Origin of the sequence: Lysinibacillus sp. NPDC097868 (assembly GCF_044761135.1) — a bacterium.
GTDB lineage: Bacteria > Bacillota > Bacilli > Bacillales_A > Planococcaceae > Lysinibacillus.
In genome coordinates this window covers 1,880,976-1,902,040 of the sequence record NZ_JBIWBS010000001.1, presented here as the reverse complement: position 1 = coordinate 1,902,040, position 21,065 = coordinate 1,880,976, and the positions used below count along the sequence as shown (strand labels likewise).

Here is a 21,065-nt window from a genome sequence, read left to right as displayed (position 1 = left end):
TACCGTACTTTAACGTGGAGGGAGATGAATACGTGCCTACAGTTTTAGTAGTGGATGATACGCTATTTATGCGTGTTACAATCAGTAATATGTTTAATGAATGGGGTTACGAGGTAGTCGGCAATGCAGTGAATGGTAAGGAAGCTGTAGAGCTGTATCGAGAGTTACAACCTGATCTTGTAACGATGGATGTAACCATGCCCGTAATGACAGGTATTGCGGCTGTAAAAAGAATCGTCCCAGAATTTCCTAATGCAAAGATTGTCATGATTACTGCTTTAGGTCAACAAAAATTAATTGTAGAAGCGCTTGAAAGTGGTGCGAAAGATTTTATAACGAAGCCTTTCGAACCGGAAAGATTAAGGGCTATAGCAGACCAATTAGTTGGTCAAAATTGCTAATTTAACATCAGAGGAGGATTTTTTATGTTAAGCAATATCCCTTCTCACTATTATGTTATAGGTTCGACTATAATGGCCATTATAATGGGTAGCTTCGTTATGGTAGTACGTGTGCGGGCTTCCAAAAAACCTACAAATGAGAAGAAAATTATTATTCCACCGATTGCAATGTCTTCAGGTGCGTTAATGTTTTTATTTGCACAATTTCGAGTGCCACCTATGCAAATTTTAGAAGCAGCTGCTGTAGGCGTAGTGTTCTCGACAATTTTAATTGCTACTTCTAAATTTGAAGTAAAAGGTCAGGATATTTATTTAAAACGTTCAAAAGCGTTTGTATTTATTTTAGTTGGACTGTTAATATTCCGTGTTGTGGCGAAAATGATATTAAGTAGCTCAATAGATGTCGGCGAGTTAGCAGGCATGTTTTGGATATTAGCATTTGCTATGCTAGTCCCATGGCGAATTGCTATGCTTATTCAATTTAAAAAAATCAAAAAAACAATTCCGCTCAAAAGTATGTAATGAAAAAAACTACATTAGCACTTGTGCTGTTGTAGTTTTTTTATGTTAAAGCGACTCGAAGAAATAAATTGTGCTTTTGCTACAAGCCAACAGTATCGTGGTATACTAGGAAGCATGTTAAAAAATGAGGAGTTTATTACATGAAATATTTTAAACCACAGATGCAGCAGCTAGTAAAAGAAAACCGTGAATTACATGATCGACTAAAAGAGCTGATGGCTGACATGGATTTGCAAAAAAATTACGCATTAAAGGCGCTGTATCATGCAGAAGTAGCAGACGGTGGACGCTACCAACAAGATTATCAAGCGTTAGATCATTTATTTAAATAATACAATATTTATAAATCGACTCAGGTTCGCTTTATTAAGAAGCAGGGACATTGCTTTAAAGTATTTTAAGCGGGAAATTAGCAGAGAAGACTAGTTGATGGTAGCGAAGGCGGTGACTCCTGCGGGAACAGCACGTAGCGTAAATCGCAACAAACCACGCGTTAGTGCGCGTTGCGGCTTACGGTGTGCCCGTGGAAAGCATCCGCCATAGCGGACATTAACGCCATAGCAAAAAAGTGTTAGATTGATTGAAGTCAATCTAACACTTTCTCTCTTTTATTCAAATAGATGCTCATACGGGGAAACATCAATTTGCAGTTGATCTAATTTTTTGCGTAAAAACTTATGATCACGTTTAGGTGTAGCTTGAATATAGCCACGAATGATTAAGTCATTGTCAATAGCTTTAGCTTTCTCTTCTAAAGCAAGTTCCCCAATTTTACCCGCAATTTTTTCTTTAGCAACTTGTCTAAATAACTCAGGTACTGGGCTCACGAGCTCATAAAGAAGTTCCTTCTCAGGTTGCCCCCATAAATGAATCGTTTTATCTAAATAAAATTCCTGCCAATCTAAATCCGATTTCCCATCCTGTTTTGGTAATGCCTTTAAAAATTTGCGGAACATGAAAAATCCGCCAATTGCCATTAGCGAGATAAGGACGACTACCCAAAATAAAATAAACCATAAAAACCAACCATCTAACAAATCGTTCACCTCTTTGTCTTCACTCACTCTATTATAAAAGCTTCAACAAAAAAATTCATCCTTATTGTGCCTGTTTTTACAATTAGTTTGATGTATTTAATGAATTCGTTGTAGTTTTTGTTTTATTTAAATTTATTTTAGAAATAATATGCGAAAAATAAATGAGAATGTGGCAGTGATTTGTAAATTATCTTTGTATATGATAATCATTTTGATTTATTTTCATTTCTTATTATCATATTTTTATTAAAAGTGTGATATAGTTTTTAATTACGATTAACCTAATGGAAAGTGTTGATGAAATCTATTTATACATAGAGGAAGAAGTAGAGATTATAGTCTGGAATTCTATTGCAGGAGATGAAAATAAATATGGGTGGAGTAAGGAATGGAAAAAAATAGAACAATAACTCATTTATTATTAAGTAGTTATACAATTGGTTTTGTTTTAGGAGGCCTAACATTTTTTATTTCTGAAAGGAATATAGATTTTCAATATAGTTTTTCAATAGAATATATTGTTTGTTTTCTTTTTGTATTACCTATTATTTATTGGATTTATCGTTATTCCGGCAGGGTCTTTAATATACAAAGTATGAAAGTGAAATTACTTTACATTGCGTTATGGATAGTGGGTATGTTCTTTGGTTTAATCTTTTTTGAATTGATTATAAAATAACTATTCAGTAAATTTGTTGATTTTTCTTAGAAGGGTAGCAAAGATAAATAATTAAATAATTAATTTAACGAAAGGTAGATTTCCGAGAGTACGGTACGGACAGGAGAGAACAATGAATTTTAAAGCTTATTTTACAAAATACAAATGGTCAATTATTATTTTTTCTATTTTATATGCAGCTAGTTTTATTTTGAGTTTTATATTAATTAGAGGACCAGTAACTTATTCTGGACCATTGGGTACATTCATCGGTTTTTGTTTATTACAAGTATGGCAATATCATCGATTTAAAAATAGGCAGCAGAATAATAAAATAAAATTGGAGTAGGAAGGGGTTAAAGCGTGGTAATAGGAAATCAAAAAAATGATGTTGTAAAAAATTCATTATTAATTGTAGTACCCTATGATTTTATTACCAATAAAACAGATTTATCATGGAGAGAATTATATTTTGGGGTTAAGTGTGGATTCATCTTACCTGATGCAGCAATTGATAAAGCTGTTAAACTAATTGAACAACAAAAAAAGGAGAATTCAACTACATTATTTGAATTAGGAAGTTTATACAAACATGAAGAATCCTTAGTAGAAGTATATTTAGTTGAATTAGCTGAACAAGAAATAGTCCAAGATATTACTGATATTAAAGAAAAGTGGTTATTTTTGATACTAAGTTGGTTACTTAACAATCAGGAACAATATAATTTTTTATTTGCAGAAGTACCGTATGAAATAGAAGGTGCTTATGAAAAAGTATCTGTGATTTGGGATGATTTTGACCGAATATCTATTATTGAGAATCTTTTTGTAAAAAAGTTCATTAATGATACATCGGATTTTATATTAAATAAGGATAAGCTTGATTTAACTGATTTCTATCAAGAATGGGAAAATTATTTAAACATACAAGGAGAACGTTTTAAAGCAATATAAGTGGAGTGAAAAATATTGAGGTTTCATTATCATATGTATTGGTTAGAGAGATTTACCTCTGTAAACATTATTAGAATTCAAGAATTTATTGAAGATTATCTAAAAATGAAGTCCGTTAAGGATGTATTGAAGCAGATTAGTGAAGGTGAAATTATTTTCCTTGTCCATACAGAAACGAATATTTTTGAAGAGTTAGCATCAAGCAAGTAGGATTACTCTGCATTATTTTAAAACTTTTCATATACAAAAAAATCCCTTCTTTCAATTTGAAAGGAGGGATTTTGATATTTTAATCGTTATTGGGTGAGCGAAAAAGGTGGTTATTATTCCTTCCCACCTTCAACAAGATTCATTTCCTTCATTAACATTCATTTGTACGTTTGCCAGTTTGGGCTGCTTCCAGATAAGACGTTGCATGAATATACCTGTCATGCCAATAATGGTTAGTCCAAGTCCAATTGTTTTAAATGTGGTTAATATCCCTAATTGTGTGATGAGTAGTCCGCCAAGAAGAGGGCCTGCAATAAAAAGGATACTCATTAAGGAATCGATTATACCGGTAACTCTACCTATAGCTTCCTTAGGTGGTTCCGTTTGAATGAGATAATTTATGGCTGTAAACGTTAACCCGTTGCCGATTCCACCAACAATCGAAAGAATAATAGCAAGTGCTATGAAATTGTATTGCAATAGGAATCCAAACCCTCCAGTCATTACACCAATTAGAAGACTTCCAACACCGAAAAACCAACCAAATTTAGAAATTTTTTTAAATTTGGTTAGAAGGATGACTACAAGAAGGGAACCAATTCCGATAGCAGAAATTGCCCAGCCAGTAAACGCTGGCTTGTTGGGGAACACCTCACTAAACAAAGTAACAATTTGTGCGTCAATCATTTGTATTGTTAAGGTACTGAATATCCCGAAAATTATGCTCGCTAAAAGGATTTTGCTTTTTAATACAATATGCCAACCTTCTTGCCAAGAATGTAGAAATCCAGATTGTGAATCTTCTATTTTTACATATGATTCGATTTCTTGTACCTTAATTTGTGTAAGCAGTATGCCAGAAATAGTGAAAGCTATCGCATTAAGTGCTATGGATGCATTGGGAGAAAATATTCCTGCTACTGAACCCCCTATAAGTGGGCCAATGACCTTTACTAACTGAAACAAACTGCCATTAATAGTGACGGCTTGCATGATATTTTTTTCGTCCACAATACTCCTCATTAATCCTTGCTGTGCAGGAAGGCTTAATACCCCAGCAGTGTTTCGTAAAAATAGGATGGGCAAAGCTAACCAAGGTGTAGGCGTAAAGACAAGCAACAAGGTTAACGCTGCACGAAACCAGTCAGAATAGATAAGGATTTTTCGTTTATTTCTTCGGTCTGCAAATACGCCCGCAAATTGTCCTAAAAGTATACTAGGAATGGCATACATAATAGGAATAAGTGCAATCAGCATCGGGTCAGCCTTCCATGTATACCTAAATAAAATAAGGACCCCAACAAAATCAAACCAGTTTCCTAAATTGGCTAAAGTATTAGCAGAAAAAAATTTGATAAAATTGCTATTACGCCATATTGATATTTCCTTATTCATAAATAATCCCTCCACGCTCGTGTCTCTACTAACGAGCATAACGAGCAATTATCAGAGGAATATCAGAGAAAATGAAATTTTTCACTATTATTTTAAGTTGTATTGTAACTGATGTTCGATTTTACTATGTATTTCATTTAATTTGAACTTGGATATATACTGTTCTTTTAATTCTTTATAATCAGTTTGTAGTGTACCACTCACGCCAAAATCGTCTACGCAAAATAAAATCATATTGATGTTCATTAACACCCCGGGTATGAATTTAGCTTCCAAAAGTAGCTGAAACCCTTCATCAAAATAATCTTTCGCTTTCGATTCATTGTTTTTAAGAAGCCAGTAGCATCCTTTAATAATTGATAAATTCGCATTTTCTCTTAGATAAGGAAAACTTGCAAGCTTATTTTCTGTTTCTTCCATCCTTTCCTCTATCTTTAGAATGTCCTTGTGAAGTAAGGTAAGCCAAAGTTCGGAAAGCAAAATTAAGGGGATGAAACCTTCCAAGTTTTTCTCATAAATCTCATTTTTAGATCGATGAAGAAGGGTAGCAGCTTTATCTAGTTGTTTAGTAAATATCAATAATGATAGACGGTTTAACAATTTTATTTCTAAACGATGATATTCAGGTATTTCCTCGGCAGATAAAGCGCAAGTAAAGTAATCAAAACATTTCTTCTTATCTGGTTCAATTAATGAATAGATATGCAATAGATAAAAGCATTTTTCCCAAAAATTGATTTCTTGCGCATCAAGAAACCAACTGAAATCGCCTTTCATGAAATGGAGATACAGAAGGTTAGGCAAATCGATTTGGAAGCCAAACACATTCTGATTTTCTGCTAATAGTTTTAGGGCATCTCCCTGCCCGTAGCGATGATACTTGCGAAAAAGACTTTTAACTTGAGTAGATACTTCGTCGTCCTTTAATAATGGACTTTTCTGTACCTCTTTCATTGACAAAAGGTATCCTTGACCTCTAATTGTTTCAATTTCAACGACGGATGAAAGGGGATGAATTTTCTTCCTAACCCTATAAATATGGTCATCTACAGTTCTATCGACTGGATTTTCCATTGGCCAAACAGCATTCAACAGTTCCTCCCTTGAAAAAATGCGTGAAGGATTTTGATATAAATATTTAAATAGATGATATTCCCTCGGTAAAAATACAATTTTTTCGGAACGATATGTTACGTTATAATCGGTTTTGGAAAACTGAATCTTTTCCATTCCTTCACCTCAACAATGGGATATTTTTATAGCTCATTTTAACAGATAGATTATTTAAAGCCTAATTACTATTCCAATAGAATGAACATACGATGCTTGTCATAATTACATTCAAAATGGCGAGCATGTTAAAGCGAAAATTTGATTATTAACCTTTTCTCAAAGTAGTAGCTGGAGTTAAAATGCCGTCTATTAATCTTTTAGTAATTGGCATAAAGAAATTAAGTATGAGCCCACCTAAGCTAACGGTTAATAGAGTGCCAACACCAATCGGTCCATTAAAAAGCATTGCTAAGAGTAAAAACAGCAGATAAATGGATGTTCTCGCAAATAATATATTTTTTCCTGTTAATTGTTGTACGACTAAAGTTAATCGATCGACTGGAATTGGTGCAAAATTTGTTTGTAAATAGGTGGCAGTTCCTAAGCCAATAATAATCAAACCAATTCCAAAGCAAATGGTTTTGCTATACCACAGTTCTGGTGTTACCAAATTGTGTAATAAAAATAACCATATATCAATCCCGATACCTGTGATAAATGCAGTTATTAATCCTAAAAACTCAGGCCTTTGTTTTGCTAATATTGCATTACAACCGATCAATATTAAAGCTAAAATTACTTCCCAGCTCCCCACTGTTAGTCCTACATTAATAGATAGTCCTACCAAAAGTGCATCAAAAGGAGAAGTTCCAAGATTTGATTGAATAGTGAAAGAAATACCAAGGGTTAATAGTAAAATTCCTAATACATATAAGCTATATTTCACTTTTTTCGACCTCTCTACCATTGGTTTTTTGTTGCATTTGCAACAAAGTTAGGTTAGATTCAATATATATTCTTTTTATTGCATTTGCAATAAAAAACGGAGGAGTTTATTTATGGAGGAAATTCTTCGTGAAATTGGCATGATTTCAAGAGCGTTAGATTCTATAAGTAATATAGAATTTAAAGAATATGACCTGACAAAAGGGCAGTATTTATATCTTGTACGAATTTGTGAAAATCCAGGTATCATACAAGAAAAGCTAGCAGAAATGATTAAAGTAGATCGAACAACAGCAGCTCGGGCTATAAAAAAACTTGAGATGAATGGCTTTATTGAAAAGAAAGAGGATGACCATAACAAAAAAATAAAAAAACTCTTTCCAACAGAAAAAGGAAAAATGATTTTTCCGATTATCAAAAGGGAAAATGATTATTCCAATAGTGTCGCGTTAGCAGGATTTTCTGAAAGTGAAGCAGAAACGATTTTTCATCTTCTCCAAAGAGTTCGAAAAAATATAGAAATAGACTGGGATTTTGTGAAAAAGGGAAATAAAAGAGATTATTGAAATTAAATAAAGGGGCTGTATTAAAATGACTGTAAAAATAACGAAGTGCAACAAGGAAGACTTACAAGTACTCCAAGAAATAAGTATTGAAACGTTCAATGATACATTTAGCAATCAAAATTCACCTGAAAATATGAAAGCTTATTTGGATAGAGCATTTACCTCTAAACAACTAGAGAAGGAACTAGCCAATCGTTTTTCACAATTTTATTTCATTTGGTGCGATGAAGAAGTTGCGGGTTATTTAAAAGTCAATGTACATGATGCCCAATCAGAAAAAATGGGGGATGAGTACCTAGAAATTGAGAGAATTTATATAAGAAACAACTTTCAAAGAAAAGGGCTCGGAAAATACCTAATAGATAAAGCGATAGAAATTGCTAAAGAACAACGCAAAAGCAACATCTGGCTAGGTGTTTGGGAAAAGAACGAAAATGCAATAAGCTTTTATAAAAATATAGGCTTTGCTCAAACAGGAGCACACTCATTTTATATGGGTGATGAAGAACAAATTGATATTATCATGACTAAAAAACTCATTTAAATGATTAAGGAGGACATATATGTATATTCCTAAATACTATAAAGTCACGGATGTTAATGAAATTGAAGAATTTATTCAAATGAACGCTTTTGCTACACTAGTAACAACAAAACAAGGAAAACCAATTGCGACTCACTTGCCTTTAATGTTCAATAAAAAGGACGGCGATTATTATCTTACAGGGCATATGGCATATGGAAACCCTCAGTGGAGAACATTTGCATCTAGTGAAGATGTGCTCGTTATGTTTCAGGGCCCGAATGCGTATATTTCTTCTTCCTGGTATTCACATGAAAATGTGCCAACGTGGAATTATCAAGCTGTTCACATCTATGGAAAGGCTAATATTTTAGACGAAGAAGCATTAATCGAAGATTTAACAATGCTGTTAGAAAAATATGAGAAAGATAGAGAGAAACCTATATTGTGGGATAACCTTTCACCTGAGCTTTTAGAAAAGGAAATGAAAGGTATTGTTGGATTTAAAATAAAGATTGGCGAAGTTCAGGCTGCCTATAAATTAAGTCAGAACCGTAATGAAGTTGATTATGAAAACATCATGCATCAATTAAAAAATGAAGAAACTCCAAATTCGAAACAAATGGCTTTATTAATGGAAAAGAGATGCAAAAAGCAAATATAGACGTATATTTAGAAGTAGTGTTGATAAATTACCAGCATTAATTGTTTTAAAAATACCCGTTAATGGAAATATGTTATTATTAGAAAAAATAGCAGTTATAAAGGAGATTTTTAAGTGGAAAATTTACAATCGATTGAGCAATTTGAAGAACTGAAAAAAGGAGAACGTACAATATTTGTTTTTTCAGCAGATTGGTGTGGAGATTGTCGATTCATCGATCCTATAATGCCTACAATTGAAGAAAACTATAGTCAATATAGTTTTGTAAAGATTGACCGTGATGACTTCATCGATCTATGTGTTGAATTAGATGTATTTGGTATTCCAAGCTTTGTAGCTTTCGATAAAGGCAATGAAGTTGGGCGATTTGTTAGCAAGGACCGTAAAACACAGGAAGAGATTGAAAGTTTTATTGATGGATTAGCATTATAATGTAAGAGGGGTATGCTCGACATTTGAACTTCCTGTAAGTATATTATTTATATTTATTTGCAAAAGCTATAGGGGCGAAACTTCCTCCTATAGCTTTATTCGTATTTTTATCCTATTTCAAGTTGTTGCATATGTAATACAACGTTCCACAAAGTCTAATACCTCTTCGGAAATCGGATATAGCCCAGTTTCCTCAACGGGTAGTTTTCTAACCTCCCAAAACTTCTCGATCAATTCTGTATCTCCTTGAAAAGTGTCATTTGATAGCTCTATTAATTTGGAACCAATTTGAAAACCCTCGTCTGATTCGGCTTTAATATTGTGCTCTGTACACCATTCAATTCGTCGTAGTAATGCAATATATTGCTGTGTTGTTTTATCATTGTTACCGAGGTTGGGGATTATTTCTTGTAAAAATGATTGTTCATCATCTTGGAAATAATCGATCCACTTTTTGGGGATGTTTTGTGAATTCTCAACAAGTTCAATAACATGCTCCCACGATAAAGACTCTTCCAAATCAATCATATTAATTAATGAAGTCGTATTAGAAATGCTTGTTTGTAGTTGGGACAGTTGTTCTTGTAAGTAATTATGATGCGAAATTAAAATTTGTTTATAGGAGAGTTTATCTAATAAATCACGTATAGTATCGAGTGGAAGTGAAAGTGATTTTAGAATGATAATTTTCTCTAATCTAAATAAATCCTTTTCTGAATAGTACCGTCGGCCATTATCATCTTTAAAACTAGGTGTAAGGAGATTCACCTGATCATAATAACGAAGTGTACGAATAGAAATATTCCGCTGTTTCGATACCTCGCCAGTAGTCCATTGTTTCATTTCATTTCCTCCTGAAAAAAAGGTTGCAGGTGACGTAACGTCATCTATTACACTTGGATTATACCATAAAGAGGAAGAGGGATAATGGATGGAAATAAAGCAAATGAACTGGAAAGAACAAGACTGTTGGAGATGGAAAGAATTCATCTTTTTAATATTACTTGAATTTGTGTTTGTCATAGGTTGTATTAAATTTGTTGTTAAACCGATTTATTTTCACTTTTTTAATAATGAATTATATGCTGGAACGTTAACGGGGTTAACAATTGCGATTACGCTTCTTTTCGGTGTTTATTTTATAGCCCTACGTCCTAAAAAACTTTCTTGGCGTGAAGTAGGGTTAACATCATTCGCTGCAAAGGATTGGAAACTCATTATTATATATTCTATTATGTTGTTAGTTGGTGCCGTGATAATTGTCGTGCTTACTAGTTTCATAGGAATCTCCGTAGAGAACAGCAAAACAAATGCAATGCAGCAAAGCGTAACTTTTTTCACGGTTTTCATTGCTTTTATCTCTGCGGCTGTTATCTCACCAATATACGAAGAAATTTTTTATCGCGGTTTTTTATATCGTTGGTTTCGTACACGCGTAGGATTTACTGGTGCCATTTTAATTAGCTCGCTCATCTTTACAATAGTTCATATACCGACATATAATGTAATGCCCGTAAATTTCTTTAGTGGTGTCATTTTTGCTTTAGCATATGAACGCACTAATTCGATTTGGGCACCAATATGTATTCACGGAATTACGAATGGGATTATGGTTTTGCTGACAAGTATGGGATGAAAATTATTCAACTATAGGACAAATTGAAAAAGGTAGTGAATCTGCAATAATGAAAAATATTTTTAATCCTACGCATACAGCAGAAATTTTATAGCGGATAGATAAATTAAGTCCTAATTCACAACCCAAATGGGGAAAAATGGATGTTGCTCAAATGCTTGCACATTGCTCAGCCTTCTAAGACATTGCAATGGGAAATGCATTTCCGACAAGGAGTTGGTTAGGAGTAATCGTAGGGGGATTTGCAAAACCAATGATTTACAATGAAAAGACATTACCTCACAATATGTCTACAATTCTAACTATTTTGATTGCAGATGCTGGAATGTGCTAGAGAAAAAGAAAAGCTTACACAAAAATTACGACCTTCCAACAGAATGGACCAGAGAAGTGTACAACGCATCCTCACCCCTTTTTTGGAAAACTCACGCTAGAGCAATGGGAAAAGGAATATACAAGCACCTTGACCATCATTTAAAACAGTTTGAAGTGTAAGCACAATGTAAAGATTTTTCAGTCCAATAAAAAGCCTCCTAACTAAAAAATGAGTTAGGAGGTTTTTGCTATTTCGCCTATTTATCATCCTCGTACCAAGGATTGAGGTGAATAAGAACTTCTTCTACATTAGGATGCCTTTCCATTATCGTTTTCTTTATTTTACGGATAATGTCATGCCCTTCTTGAATTGTTAAACCTCCAGGTACACTTACACGAAGATCCACTAATACATAATGGCCGTGCTCTCTAGCTCGTAGGCGATCTATACGTTTTACTTCTGGAATTGTTAGAATTAATGTTTCGAAATGATCCAGTGTATCACGACTTACACTTTTCTCCATAAGTGTGTCTATAGCTTCTAATAACATCCCATAGGCAAGTTTGAAAACTAATATTGTCACTATGATACCAGCAATTGGATCCCCATATGTAAGGATATGAATATTAGTAAATTCCCCAACGAGCGCAAGCCCAATTCCCAATACAGCAGCTATTGAAGCATACACATCAGCAAGATGATCATATGCAGTGGCAATTAAGCCTTTACTATTTGTTCTTTTGCCAATTTTAATGGTATATACGTATAAAATGAGCTTCCAAACGAGTGAAATGATTGCAGTAATAAATGCAATTAGACTTGCTTTTTCTGGTTCGTGAAAGAATGCTTTGATCGATTCATAAGCAATATACAATGCTGCTATTATTAAAATGATCCCCACAATAGCGGAACTGATTACTTCAGCCTTACCATGTCCGTAAGGATGATCTTCGTCGGCAGGGCGTTTAGAAATACGCATCGATGTTAAAGCGGCACCACTTGCAATAACATCTCCGGCATTATGATAACCATCTGCTAGAAGAACTGGACTATGGAAGAGAGTACCAACTACAATTTTTAAAATTGTTAATACGATGTTACTTATTAAACTAATCCATCCAGCAACAATGGAAGCATTGGAATTTGTGCTTTGATTCATAAAAGTATACCTCCAATAAAATTCTTTCCTAAAAGCAACAAAAACCTTTGACTAGTTTTAAGTCAAAGGTTTTGTTTAAAAAAATATAGTTTTCGTGAACTTGAAATTTGAATCATATTTCTCACTCCTATATAGGCGTCCACTGAGTGTAACACATTCTATTCGATGGTTCAATAATGGTTTGTCTCATTTCTTTTTCAATAATCCTGTCTTTAAAACAAAATGAATACAGATTGCTTTTTCGGGTGAGACTCCTCGGCAAATTATAGTTGTGGTTACTTCAGAGTAAATATTCAATGGGGGATACGGATAATGTGAAAGTTTCTATAAAGTAAACCATTGAACTAGAAAGACTCTTTTAGGACCTTATTATAAAAGGAAATAAAAGGTCATTCCTTATTTTCTTAAGTAAAACAAATGCTAAACGCTAAAAAGACTTGGCGATTAGCAATATTTTCATTTGTAATCCTCATTGTGGCTGAAGTAAGATCAGAAAAAGCCAGGCCACATTTTACTTGAGAACCTGGTCGATTACTTAAAATAATTGAATTATTATTTCGCTTTACGATACCATATTATAACAGGAATTAGTAATAATGATAAAAGTCCACCAGTTAAAGATAATACTGCGTAACTTGAATTAGCTACAATGACCCCCGAAAGCGCTCCTCCTGTAGCACCAGCTAACGCAATAAAAACGTCAATTGTTCCTTGAATTTTAGCTCGTGTTGATGGTTCTGTAGAATCAACAATTTGGGCAGTTCCACTGATTAAGCCAAAATTCCATCCTAACCCTAATAAAGAAAGGGCCAATATGAGCATAAACATTGAATCACTTGGTGCATATGCAGCGACTAAACCTGCAAACAGTAAAGTAACACCTGCAGCAATACTCATAGCTGTTCTACCAACCTTATCTACAAGAATTCCAGTTACAAGAGATGGGAGATACATTGACCCAACATGAAAACCAATTACAATCCCTACAGCACCTAAACTATGTCCATGATGTTGCATATGAATTGGCGTCATTGTCATAATAGCCACCATAACGATTTGCGTAAGGACCATGACAACTGCGCCTACAAGAATACCATTTTTATTCATTAAAGGACTAGAATGATTGATAACTGCTTCAGCGTCTTGTTGTGAATGGGCTTCTATTGACTTTGCTAGCAATAAAGGATCAGGACGAAGCATGATGAAAAGAACCAATCCGGCCATTATAAATGCTACTGCAGATAAGATAAATGGGCCAGCTAATGAAGGAATACCGATAGAAAGTGCAAATTTCCCCATCACATTAACTAAATTTGGTCCTGCTACTGCACCGAATGTTGTCATAACCATCGTAGTACTAATAGCTTTTGCTCGTTGTTTTTTATTTGCTAAGTCTGTCCCTGCATATCGAGCCTGTAAATTTGTGGCTGTTCCGGCACCGTATATAAGTAGAGAAGCGAACAATAAGAAAACACTGTTGAGTACAGCTGCAATAACAACGCCAATCGCTCCAAGCCCACCAGTAATAAAACCTGTAGTTAGACCAATGCGACGTCCGTAGCGTTGAGAAAGCTTTCCAACTATAAAAGCCGATATCGCAGAACCTAATGTGAATAGAGCAGAGGGTAATCCAGCAAATGCGTCCGTCCCAAGCATCTGTTGCGCTAACAGTGCCCCTACAGTAATACCGGCTGCAAGACCTGCTCCACCAAAAATTTGTGATAAGCTCACTACAATTAAAACTCTTTTATACATTTTTTTTAGTTTTTCGGGAGAATTTACATAACGCCCGATTGAATTATTCGCACTAGCCAATTATATGTAACACCATCTTTCTAGCTATTTGATTAACTTAATTAAATAAGTTAGAACTTTATTAACCCATTTACCAAGCTTAACATGATTATACAATTGTAGAAATATTACATCTGGTAAAGTTTCTATCACTGTTGAAGAGGTTTGCCAAATAACAAGAACATCTTATTTTTCTCATCTCAATTTTTAATCCAATCAAATAGTTGTATTTAAATTTATAGGCAAGTCAATACGAGAGAAGAATAAGAATCTATACTACTTAAAAAAGGTAGACTTTTACATAGATGTGCTTTTGGGGATATAATTGACATAAACATTTGAGGTATTACAAGCAGTTTAGATTCGAGATCACGACGCATTTTATTCATATAAAAAGCATTTCAGACCTTTAACAAAAATTTCAAGTTGAAAGGATGTAGAATAATGAAGCAAATCATTGCACTAGGTGGTGGTGGATTTTCGATGGAGCCTGAAAATCCTTTGTTGGATAAATATATTCTTCATCAATCTAAGAAAGCAAATCCGAAAATTTGTTTTATTGCAACAGCAAGTGGAGATTCAGAAAATTATATTTCTCGATTTTATCATTTCTTTGAAAAACAGGACTGTCAACCATCACATTTATCACTATTTAATCCACCTACAAGAGATTTAGAAAGTTTCTTACTGGAGAAAGACATTATTTATGTTGGTGGTGGTAATACAAAAAATTTATTAGTTTTATGGAAAGAGTGGGGATTGGATACCATTCTGAGGAAAGCTTGGGAGCAAGGAATAGTACTAGCTGGTATTAGTGCTGGTTCCCTTTGTTGGTTTGAGGAAGGGGTGACAGATTCTTATGGAGATGGACTTGAACCATTAAAGTGTTTAGGGTTCCTAAAAGGTAGTAATTGTCCTCACTACGACGGAGAATCTGAAAGAAGACCTTCTTACCAAAAGCTAATTGCTACTAATAGCATTAAACCTGGTATTGCAGCAGATGACGGTGTTGCTATTCATTTCATTGACCAAGAAATCAGTCATATTGTGAGCTCAAGACCAAACGCTAAGGCGTATAAAGTTTATAACGATACGGAAATTACTGAGATTAAACTTGAAACAAATTATTTAGGTCCTATTTAAGCTAACTAGGAACTTTAGTGAAAATAATTGCAGGATTTTAAAAGTGGTTATTTAACATATACTTGCTGTTAATTGTTCCACTAAAATCAATAGAAAATTGTTTGAGTGCCTGGCACCAAGTACAAATGTAAGCCGCAACCCTCCTAATGCACGGTTAGTTGCGGCTTACGTTTTCTACGTATTGAGCAGGAATCTAAGTGGAGAAATTGTTTGAGTGCCTGGCACTTTATATCAGATAATCCCTCGTTCCAAACTGTTACTTTCTAATGTTGATTTTTGAGGGAGAAGACTGACAACTATTGTTACGATTGCATTGATGATTAACATATATAAACCATTGTTAATGTCCAAAATAAATGAAGGTAAATTAGGGAATAAAGTTGCCATCGTTGTGCCCGTCCCTGCTGAAAATAAAGCGATTGAAATACCAACGATAATACCAGCAATTGCACCTTGTTTTGTCACGAAGTTTTTCTTCAATAAACTAAAAAATAGAGCAGGGAAAAGCTGTATGATAAAGTTATAGCTTATTAATTGTAGCAATACGAGTGCTCCACTTGAGTTTAATGATAAGTATAGACTAATAATCGCAGCAATAATTGCGAAAGATCGTGCAATGTTCATTTGCTTACGAGTGGAAGTATTTGGTTTCAATTGAACATAAATATTAGAGGTTATCATTGAACCAATTGTAATAAGCATAACGGAACATGGTACTAACGATGCCAGTAATCCAGCGGCTCCGATTAATCCCACAAACCATGGATCAAATGTTTGAAATACTAATTGAATTAAGGCCAAATCACTTTCCGCGCCAGATAAGTTTGGGATTGTTAATATCGCAGCTAATCCGATAAAGCATGAAAATAGCTGCATTAATGAATACAGTGGCATCAAAATCGTATTTTTCCGAAGTGCCTTGTCACTTTTTGCTGCATATGCTGATAGAAACGTATGAGGCCAAATATATACTCCTAACCCCATTAATATGATGGTAGAGATAAACCATACTAGACTTAGTCCCGCATCTGGAAAGAACAATACTTGAGGCTTCACTTCAGAAATATTTTTTATCATGGATTCAACACCATCATGATAATGGAATGGTAAGTACAAACCTAAAAATAAAAGTACGCCAAATGTTAAAATGTCCTTTATCAAAGCAACGCGAGAAGAACCGTGGAGTCCTGAAATTAATGTATAGATGACGACGATAATGCTTCCAGCCCATATAGCTGTTGTAGAAGATATTACCCCGTAGGATGCAACAGACACAATCAGCCCCAACCCTTTTAATGCCATGACAATCATAGGGATAATTGCAACTACACCAACAATCGTAATGAGTTTTCCTAAAAATGGACTCGTATATTTCTTTTCAAAAAAACCACCTTGGGAGATTAAATTATGTTCTTTACTGTAACGTCTGATTTTTGGTAATAGGAAATAGCCTAGTACGCAACCAATTGAAATATAAGTCATAATATAAAGCGTTGCAATGCCACTATTATAAGCTAGTCCCACTAATCCAGTAAGTGAGAATGCGGTAAAAAATTCTCCTGCTAATAAGAAGAAAGTAACGATAGCACCCATGCCTCGTCCACCTAACGCCCATTCTTCCATATTCTCATTTTTACCTCTACCAGCTTTAATTGCCCAATACATACAGACAATGACAAAGGAAATCATAATTGTAATAGAAATATTCATTCTACACCCTCCTCATCATGCTGGTCGAACTTATACATAATCCAAGTAGTGAAAGAAGTTAGAACGACACAAAGAACAATCCAAAACATTGAAAAAGGGAGCCCTAATACATAAGGGTCAACCCGATTCGTTAAAGGTACACCAACAAGAAAACCTAGAACTGGAATAAACGCTAAATAATATAATGGCTTCAAATTAATCAACCTCCTCAAATGCTTTTTTTAATAGGGGATGTACAAACTGTTGTATACGCTTCATACCTTCTTCTAAATCATGCATTGAACATGCATACGAAATGCGGATATACCCTTCGCCATATTCAGAAAATCCATAGCCTGGTATGACTGCCACTTTCTCTTTTTCCACAAGCTGATGGACAAATTCATTTGAACTTAAGCCTGTTTTTTCAATAGAAACAAATAAATAAAACGCACCATCTGGTTCAATTGCCTCTAAGCCAATGTCCGTAATACGTTGGAAAATATAGTTACGTCGTTTTTCATATTGTTGGCGCATTTCTTCGACTTCTGGTAAATCCTGATCTAATGCGTTAATGGCAGCGTATTGACTAACTGAATTTGCACATACACAGTTGAATGCATGAACTTTAAACATTTCTTCTGTTATATAAGCAGGGGCTAATGTGTAACCGATTCTCCAACCTGTCATCGCATGGGATTTTGATAAACCATTGATGACGATGCATTGCTCTTTCATTGCTGGAAATGAAGCGATTGACATATGTTTCAATCTATATGTTAGTTCACTGTATATTTCATCTGAAATGATAAAAATATCTTTACCTCTTAATAGGTCTGCTATTTCTTCTAATTCATGAGCCTCTAACATTGTACCTGTAGGGTTTGATGGATATGGTAAAACGACACATTTTGTTTTTTCTGTTAAGTTTTCTTCGATTAATTTTGCAGAAATTTTACAATTATTTCTACGTGTATCCACAAATACAGGTGTTGCGTAGCACAAACGAATAAGTGGTTCATAACCAGGGTAAATAGGTGCTGGTAAAATGACTTCATCACCTGGCTCTAAAATCGTACGGAATGCAATATCTAACGCTTCGCTTGCGCCCATAGTAATTAAAATCTCATCTTCTGGATTATAATGGAGTTGGTAGCGTCTTTTGACAAAGTTAGCAGCAGCCTGTCTAAGTTCAAGTACACCTGCGTTATGTGTATAACCAGTTTTATGTGCATCAATAGCTTGTTTTCCTGCTTCTAAAATAGAATGTGGTGTTACAAAATCTGGTTGTCCAATTGTAAGATTAATAATTGACGGGTCATTTGCCACCTTGTTTCCAATTTCACGTATTGCAGAAATTTTAATGTCTTTGATCGTTTTATTAAGTAAATATTTCACGTTGCTCTCCTTCTCCTATCTATTTATTTGGGGACAGTTTAGTAATATGCAAAAAGCATGCCAATTTGAAAACATTGATAAATCAAGGTTTTCAATAAATACCTCATTGAAATAATGGTTCAAAATTGACTCGTTGAATCGTTTTCGACTCAGTTTTGTATAACGCTCCAATATTAAATGCTATCGTTTGTTACATCAGGGTTTAAAAATGAGTCGTTTTCGAATCGAAAATACTGTTTTTCTTTAATATTGACCTGTATATTGGCATTATTTTATTAATTAACAAATAATAGAACGGCTCATTTTTATAGATTATTTATTAAACTTTGGTAGAATTGAATGAAATAATATAGAATTTGGTGATTCAAATGGATAAATTAGCTCTTTTTCAAGATGAAAAGAATCAATTTTTTTTAGATATTATGAACACTATTAAAGATGGTATTTGGGTACTTGATAAAAATGGAACTGTCATTTGGGTAAATGATGCTGCAAAGCGGGGACTGTTTGATGTTGATGAAGTTGACTTAATCAATCAAAGTGTATTTGACATGGAAAAAAGGGGGTTATTTTCACCTTCAATTGCTCGTCTTGTATTGAAAAATAAGCAGTTTGTCAATACAGTGCAAGTTATAAAGAACAACCAGAAATTACTAGTATCTGGGGATTATATTACTGACGAAAATGGTGAAATTGAATTTATTGTTACCCATGCTCGCACGCTAAGTGAAGCATTTAATATGAATATGGAGTTGGAAAAGGCAGAGGATCTTTTACAACGTTATAAAAACCAAATTAGGGAAATGATTAGGCATCAAAATAAAGAGCAAGAGCTAGAAACATTTGTTGGAAAAAGTAAAGCTTTTTACACAGCTCTTGAGTGGCTTGAAAAAGTGGCTGATGTGGATACAACCGTTTTAATTACAGGGGAAACAGGTGTAGGGAAGAGCGCTTTTGCCCAAAAAATGCACCAATTAAGTAATCGCAGTGACAAACCTTTTGTCCACTTAAATTGTGGAGCTATTCCTGAGTCTTTAATTGAATCTGAGCTTTTCGGCTATAAAAAAGGTGCATTTACAGGAGCCAATAATAACGGAAAAATAGGGCTAATCGCTGCAGCGGAAAATGGCATATTATTTCTTGACGAAATTAGTGAACTCCCATTGCAAATACAGTCTAAATTACTTTTGTTCCTTCAAAATAAAACGTATACACCGATTGGCGATACACAAGTCCATCAAGCAGACGTTCGAGTCATTGCTGGCTCAAATGCTAATTTACTAGAAATGACAAAAGCTGGACAATTTCGGGCGGATTTATATTACCGCTTAAATATCTTGCCACTAACGATCCCTCCTTTGAGGGAACGCAGGGAAGATATTGTTCCTCTTTTAGACTTTTTCTTAAAAAAATATAATAATAAATATCAAAAAGATCGTAACTTATCTGGTAAACTAACTAATATTTTATATAACTATGATTGGCCAGGAAATATTAGAGAATTAGAAAATCTATTAGAACGATTGGTCATTACAGCTCCCAATAAAGTAATCAATGAACAGGACCTTCCGAGTGACTTTCGTCATGAAGAGACAGCTAATATGCTGGATACCTTGCCTGAAGGTCAATCATTAACAGAATACCTTAATCATATTGAAAAAGAGATCATTGAAAAAACGTATAATCAACTTCAAAGTACAAGAAAAACAGCTGCTAAACTAGGCGTCACCCAAGCCTATATTGCAAGACGGTTCAAAAAATATAATTTAAACATTACAGAAACGAAAAATTTAACTAGTACGGAATAACGTTTAAAGAGGGGGAGTCAGAAAATCTCTATCGTTAAAAATGAAGGATAAAGGAAGTGGAAAATTTATTTGAAAAGAACATTTTTTTATAGTTTTTATAGTTTAGCTTTTATTTTAATGCTAGTTGTTCAACTATTTAACCGTAAATATCCTTTTTTTGAAGCATTGATGCATACATTTATATTTACAGTTACGATTATGATTTGCCATATCATATCTGAGAAAATAAATAAGACCACTTCGTAATCAGCAGTACCTAATTGGTATTAATAAGAAGTATTTACGGATGATTGGCGTTTGGAGGAATAGAATGAGGGAAATGCAAATTATTGCAAAAGCTATTTGTCTATTTAAAAAAGACGATTATATACTTGTCGCTGAAGGTTTTGATGAAGTTAAAGAGGAATATTACTATCGGCCGATTGGTGGGAAAATTGAATTCGGTGAGACAAGTGCGCAAGCAATACAGAGAGAAGTACTTGAAGAAATAGAGGCAAATATACATAATTTAAACTATATAGGAACAATTGAAAACATATTTACATATAACGGTGACCTTGGACATGAAGTAGTATTTGTATATAATGCTGAATTTGTAGACAAGTTCTTTTATGCAAACCCTTCTTTTCTTGGAAAAGAAGATAATGGCGCAACGTTCAAATTGCTATGGAAGGCAATTAGTGATTTTACACATAATAAATTAACTTTAGTTCCCGACGGATTATTCGATTTGCTTTGAATGACTACATGAGTTAGGAACCT

At 34.1% G+C, this 21,065-nt stretch carries 25 protein-coding genes and 1 pseudogene; 16 read left to right on the top strand and 10 right to left on the bottom strand.

The features are described 5' to 3' along the window. Positions 1 to 14: 14 nt before the first annotated feature. The 3 genes from ACIQXJ_RS09430 (at position 15) to ACIQXJ_RS09420 (ending at position 1,255) form a co-directional block, all read left to right on the top strand. Positions 15 to 401 (top strand): response regulator, encoded by a 387-nt coding sequence (locus ACIQXJ_RS09430; protein WP_401007733.1) that lies wholly within the window; start codon positions 15 to 17, stop codon positions 399 to 401. A 24-nt stretch (positions 402 to 425) separates the two neighbouring features. After that, positions 426 to 923, top strand: a complete 498-nt coding sequence (locus ACIQXJ_RS09425) for a CcdC family protein (protein WP_403052568.1) — start codon at positions 426 to 428, stop codon at positions 921 to 923. A gap of 140 nt (positions 924 to 1,063) precedes the next feature. Further along, positions 1,064 to 1,255 carry a hypothetical protein gene (locus ACIQXJ_RS09420; RefSeq protein WP_340824768.1) on the top strand — a complete coding sequence of 64 codons (192 nt, stop codon included), beginning with the start codon at positions 1,064 to 1,066 and terminating at the stop codon, positions 1,253 to 1,255. Positions 1,256 to 1,531: 276 nt separating this feature from the next. Here ACIQXJ_RS09420 and ACIQXJ_RS09415 read toward each other — a convergent pair whose 3' ends face one another. After that, positions 1,532 to 1,960, bottom strand: coding sequence for a DUF2621 domain-containing protein (locus tag ACIQXJ_RS09415; RefSeq protein ID WP_172771918.1), 429 nt, complete (start codon positions 1,958 to 1,960; stop codon positions 1,532 to 1,534). Positions 1,961 to 2,348: 388 nt separating this feature from the next. On the opposite strand from ACIQXJ_RS09415, the gene ACIQXJ_RS09410 reads away from it, so the two are divergent. From ACIQXJ_RS09410 to ACIQXJ_RS09395, 4 genes are all read left to right on the top strand, one after another. Continuing rightward, entirely contained in the window at positions 2,349 to 2,639 is a 291-nt protein-coding gene (locus ACIQXJ_RS09410) for a hypothetical protein (RefSeq protein ID WP_403052565.1), read from the top strand. A gap of 112 nt (positions 2,640 to 2,751) precedes the next feature. Then, on the top strand, positions 2,752 to 2,967 hold the full coding sequence (locus tag ACIQXJ_RS09405; protein ID WP_403052562.1) for a hypothetical protein: 216 nt from the start codon (positions 2,752 to 2,754) through the stop codon (positions 2,965 to 2,967). Between the two features lie 14 nt (positions 2,968 to 2,981). Further along, positions 2,982 to 3,572, top strand: a complete 591-nt coding sequence (locus tag ACIQXJ_RS09400) for a DUF2247 family protein (protein WP_403052559.1) — start codon at positions 2,982 to 2,984, stop codon at positions 3,570 to 3,572. Between the two features lie 15 nt (positions 3,573 to 3,587). Then, the gene (locus ACIQXJ_RS09395) at positions 3,588 to 3,782 is read left to right on the top strand and encodes a hypothetical protein (RefSeq protein ID WP_403052556.1); all 195 of its coding nucleotides are present in this window, start codon (positions 3,588 to 3,590) and stop codon (positions 3,780 to 3,782) included. Between the two features lie 129 nt (positions 3,783 to 3,911). Here the strand turns inward: ACIQXJ_RS09395 and ACIQXJ_RS09390 are convergent, their stop codons facing one another. The 3 genes from ACIQXJ_RS09390 to ACIQXJ_RS09380 all read right to left on the bottom strand — a co-directional run bounded on the left by ACIQXJ_RS09390 (position 3,912) and on the right by ACIQXJ_RS09380 (position 7,176). After that, positions 3,912 to 5,177 carry an MFS transporter gene (locus tag ACIQXJ_RS09390; protein WP_403052553.1) on the bottom strand — a complete coding sequence of 422 codons (1,266 nt, stop codon included), beginning with the start codon at positions 5,175 to 5,177 and terminating at the stop codon, positions 3,912 to 3,914. An 87-nt stretch (positions 5,178 to 5,264) separates the two neighbouring features. Further along, entirely contained in the window at positions 5,265 to 6,407 is a 1,143-nt protein-coding gene (locus ACIQXJ_RS09385; RefSeq protein ID WP_403052550.1) for a winged helix-turn-helix domain-containing protein, read from the bottom strand. 148 nt (positions 6,408 to 6,555) lie between these two features. Continuing rightward, positions 6,556 to 7,176, bottom strand: a complete 621-nt coding sequence (locus ACIQXJ_RS09380; protein ID WP_403052547.1) for a YczE/YyaS/YitT family protein — start codon at positions 7,174 to 7,176, stop codon at positions 6,556 to 6,558. A 112-nt stretch (positions 7,177 to 7,288) separates the two neighbouring features. Here ACIQXJ_RS09380 and ACIQXJ_RS09375 point away from each other — a divergent pair, with 112 nt between their 5' ends. The 4 genes from ACIQXJ_RS09375 to ACIQXJ_RS09360 all read left to right on the top strand — a co-directional run bounded on the left by ACIQXJ_RS09375 (position 7,289) and on the right by ACIQXJ_RS09360 (position 9,360). Continuing rightward, positions 7,289 to 7,741: a MarR family winged helix-turn-helix transcriptional regulator gene (locus tag ACIQXJ_RS09375; protein WP_403052544.1), complete on the top strand. Its 453-nt coding sequence runs from the start codon at positions 7,289 to 7,291 to the stop codon at positions 7,739 to 7,741. 25 nt (positions 7,742 to 7,766) lie between these two features. Further along, a complete protein-coding gene (gene paiA, locus ACIQXJ_RS09370; protein WP_403052541.1) occupies positions 7,767 to 8,285 on the top strand; it encodes a spermidine/spermine N(1)-acetyltransferase in 519 nt (172 codons plus the stop codon). A 19-nt stretch (positions 8,286 to 8,304) separates the two neighbouring features. After that, the gene (locus ACIQXJ_RS09365; RefSeq protein WP_403052538.1) at positions 8,305 to 8,928 is read left to right on the top strand and encodes an FMN-binding negative transcriptional regulator; all 624 of its coding nucleotides are present in this window, start codon (positions 8,305 to 8,307) and stop codon (positions 8,926 to 8,928) included. A gap of 114 nt (positions 8,929 to 9,042) precedes the next feature. Beyond that, the gene (locus tag ACIQXJ_RS09360; RefSeq protein WP_403052535.1) at positions 9,043 to 9,360 is read left to right on the top strand and encodes a thioredoxin family protein; all 318 of its coding nucleotides are present in this window, start codon (positions 9,043 to 9,045) and stop codon (positions 9,358 to 9,360) included. Positions 9,361 to 9,477: 117 nt separating this feature from the next. Here ACIQXJ_RS09360 and ACIQXJ_RS09355 read toward each other — a convergent pair whose 3' ends face one another. After that, entirely contained in the window at positions 9,478 to 10,203 is a 726-nt protein-coding gene (locus tag ACIQXJ_RS09355; protein WP_403052532.1) for a MerR family transcriptional regulator, read from the bottom strand. Positions 10,204 to 10,291: 88 nt separating this feature from the next. Between ACIQXJ_RS09355 and ACIQXJ_RS09350 the strand changes: the two genes are divergently transcribed. Then, positions 10,292 to 10,996 (top strand): CPBP family intramembrane glutamic endopeptidase, encoded by a 705-nt coding sequence (locus ACIQXJ_RS09350; protein ID WP_403052529.1) that lies wholly within the window; start codon positions 10,292 to 10,294, stop codon positions 10,994 to 10,996. Positions 10,997 to 11,093: 97 nt separating this feature from the next. Next, positions 11,094 to 11,491 (top strand): annotated as a pseudogene (locus ACIQXJ_RS09345) (DUF1569 domain-containing protein). A 77-nt stretch (positions 11,492 to 11,568) separates the two neighbouring features. Here the strand turns inward: ACIQXJ_RS09345 and ACIQXJ_RS09340 are convergent. Continuing rightward, the gene (locus ACIQXJ_RS09340) at positions 11,569 to 12,471 is read right to left on the bottom strand and encodes a cation diffusion facilitator family transporter (protein WP_403052526.1); all 903 of its coding nucleotides are present in this window, start codon (positions 12,469 to 12,471) and stop codon (positions 11,569 to 11,571) included. A 552-nt stretch (positions 12,472 to 13,023) separates the two neighbouring features. Then, positions 13,024 to 14,286, bottom strand: coding sequence for an MFS transporter (locus tag ACIQXJ_RS09335; protein ID WP_403052523.1), 1,263 nt, complete (start codon positions 14,284 to 14,286; stop codon positions 13,024 to 13,026). Between the two features lie 423 nt (positions 14,287 to 14,709). Between ACIQXJ_RS09335 and ACIQXJ_RS09330 the strand changes: the two genes are divergently transcribed. Then, on the top strand, positions 14,710 to 15,408 hold the full coding sequence (locus ACIQXJ_RS09330; RefSeq protein WP_403052520.1) for a Type 1 glutamine amidotransferase-like domain-containing protein: 699 nt from the start codon (positions 14,710 to 14,712) through the stop codon (positions 15,406 to 15,408). 231 nt (positions 15,409 to 15,639) lie between these two features. Here ACIQXJ_RS09330 and ACIQXJ_RS09325 read toward each other — a convergent pair whose 3' ends face one another. Genes ACIQXJ_RS09325 through ACIQXJ_RS09315 form a run of 3 tightly spaced genes read right to left on the bottom strand, consistent with a single transcriptional unit; the run spans position 15,640 to position 18,495 of the window. Beyond that, positions 15,640 to 17,118, bottom strand: a complete 1,479-nt coding sequence (locus ACIQXJ_RS09325) for a sodium:solute symporter family protein (RefSeq protein ID WP_403052517.1) — start codon at positions 17,116 to 17,118, stop codon at positions 15,640 to 15,642. Then, on the bottom strand, positions 17,115 to 17,312 hold the full coding sequence (locus tag ACIQXJ_RS09320; protein WP_403052514.1) for a DUF3311 domain-containing protein: 198 nt from the start codon (positions 17,310 to 17,312) through the stop codon (positions 17,115 to 17,117). The genes ACIQXJ_RS09325 and ACIQXJ_RS09320 overlap by 4 nt, the downstream gene beginning before the upstream one ends. Position 17,313: 1 nt before the next feature. Further along, a complete protein-coding gene (locus ACIQXJ_RS09315; RefSeq protein WP_403052511.1) occupies positions 17,314 to 18,495 on the bottom strand; it encodes an aminotransferase A in 1,182 nt (393 codons plus the stop codon). Between the two features lie 368 nt (positions 18,496 to 18,863). Here ACIQXJ_RS09315 and ACIQXJ_RS09310 point away from each other — a divergent pair, with 368 nt between their 5' ends. Next, positions 18,864 to 20,303, top strand: a complete 1,440-nt coding sequence (locus ACIQXJ_RS09310; RefSeq protein WP_403052508.1) for a sigma-54 interaction domain-containing protein — start codon at positions 18,864 to 18,866, stop codon at positions 20,301 to 20,303. Between the two features lie 310 nt (positions 20,304 to 20,613). After that, positions 20,614 to 21,042, top strand: coding sequence for an NUDIX hydrolase (locus ACIQXJ_RS09305; protein ID WP_403052505.1), 429 nt, complete (start codon positions 20,614 to 20,616; stop codon positions 21,040 to 21,042). Positions 21,043 to 21,065: the final 23 nt, after the last annotated feature.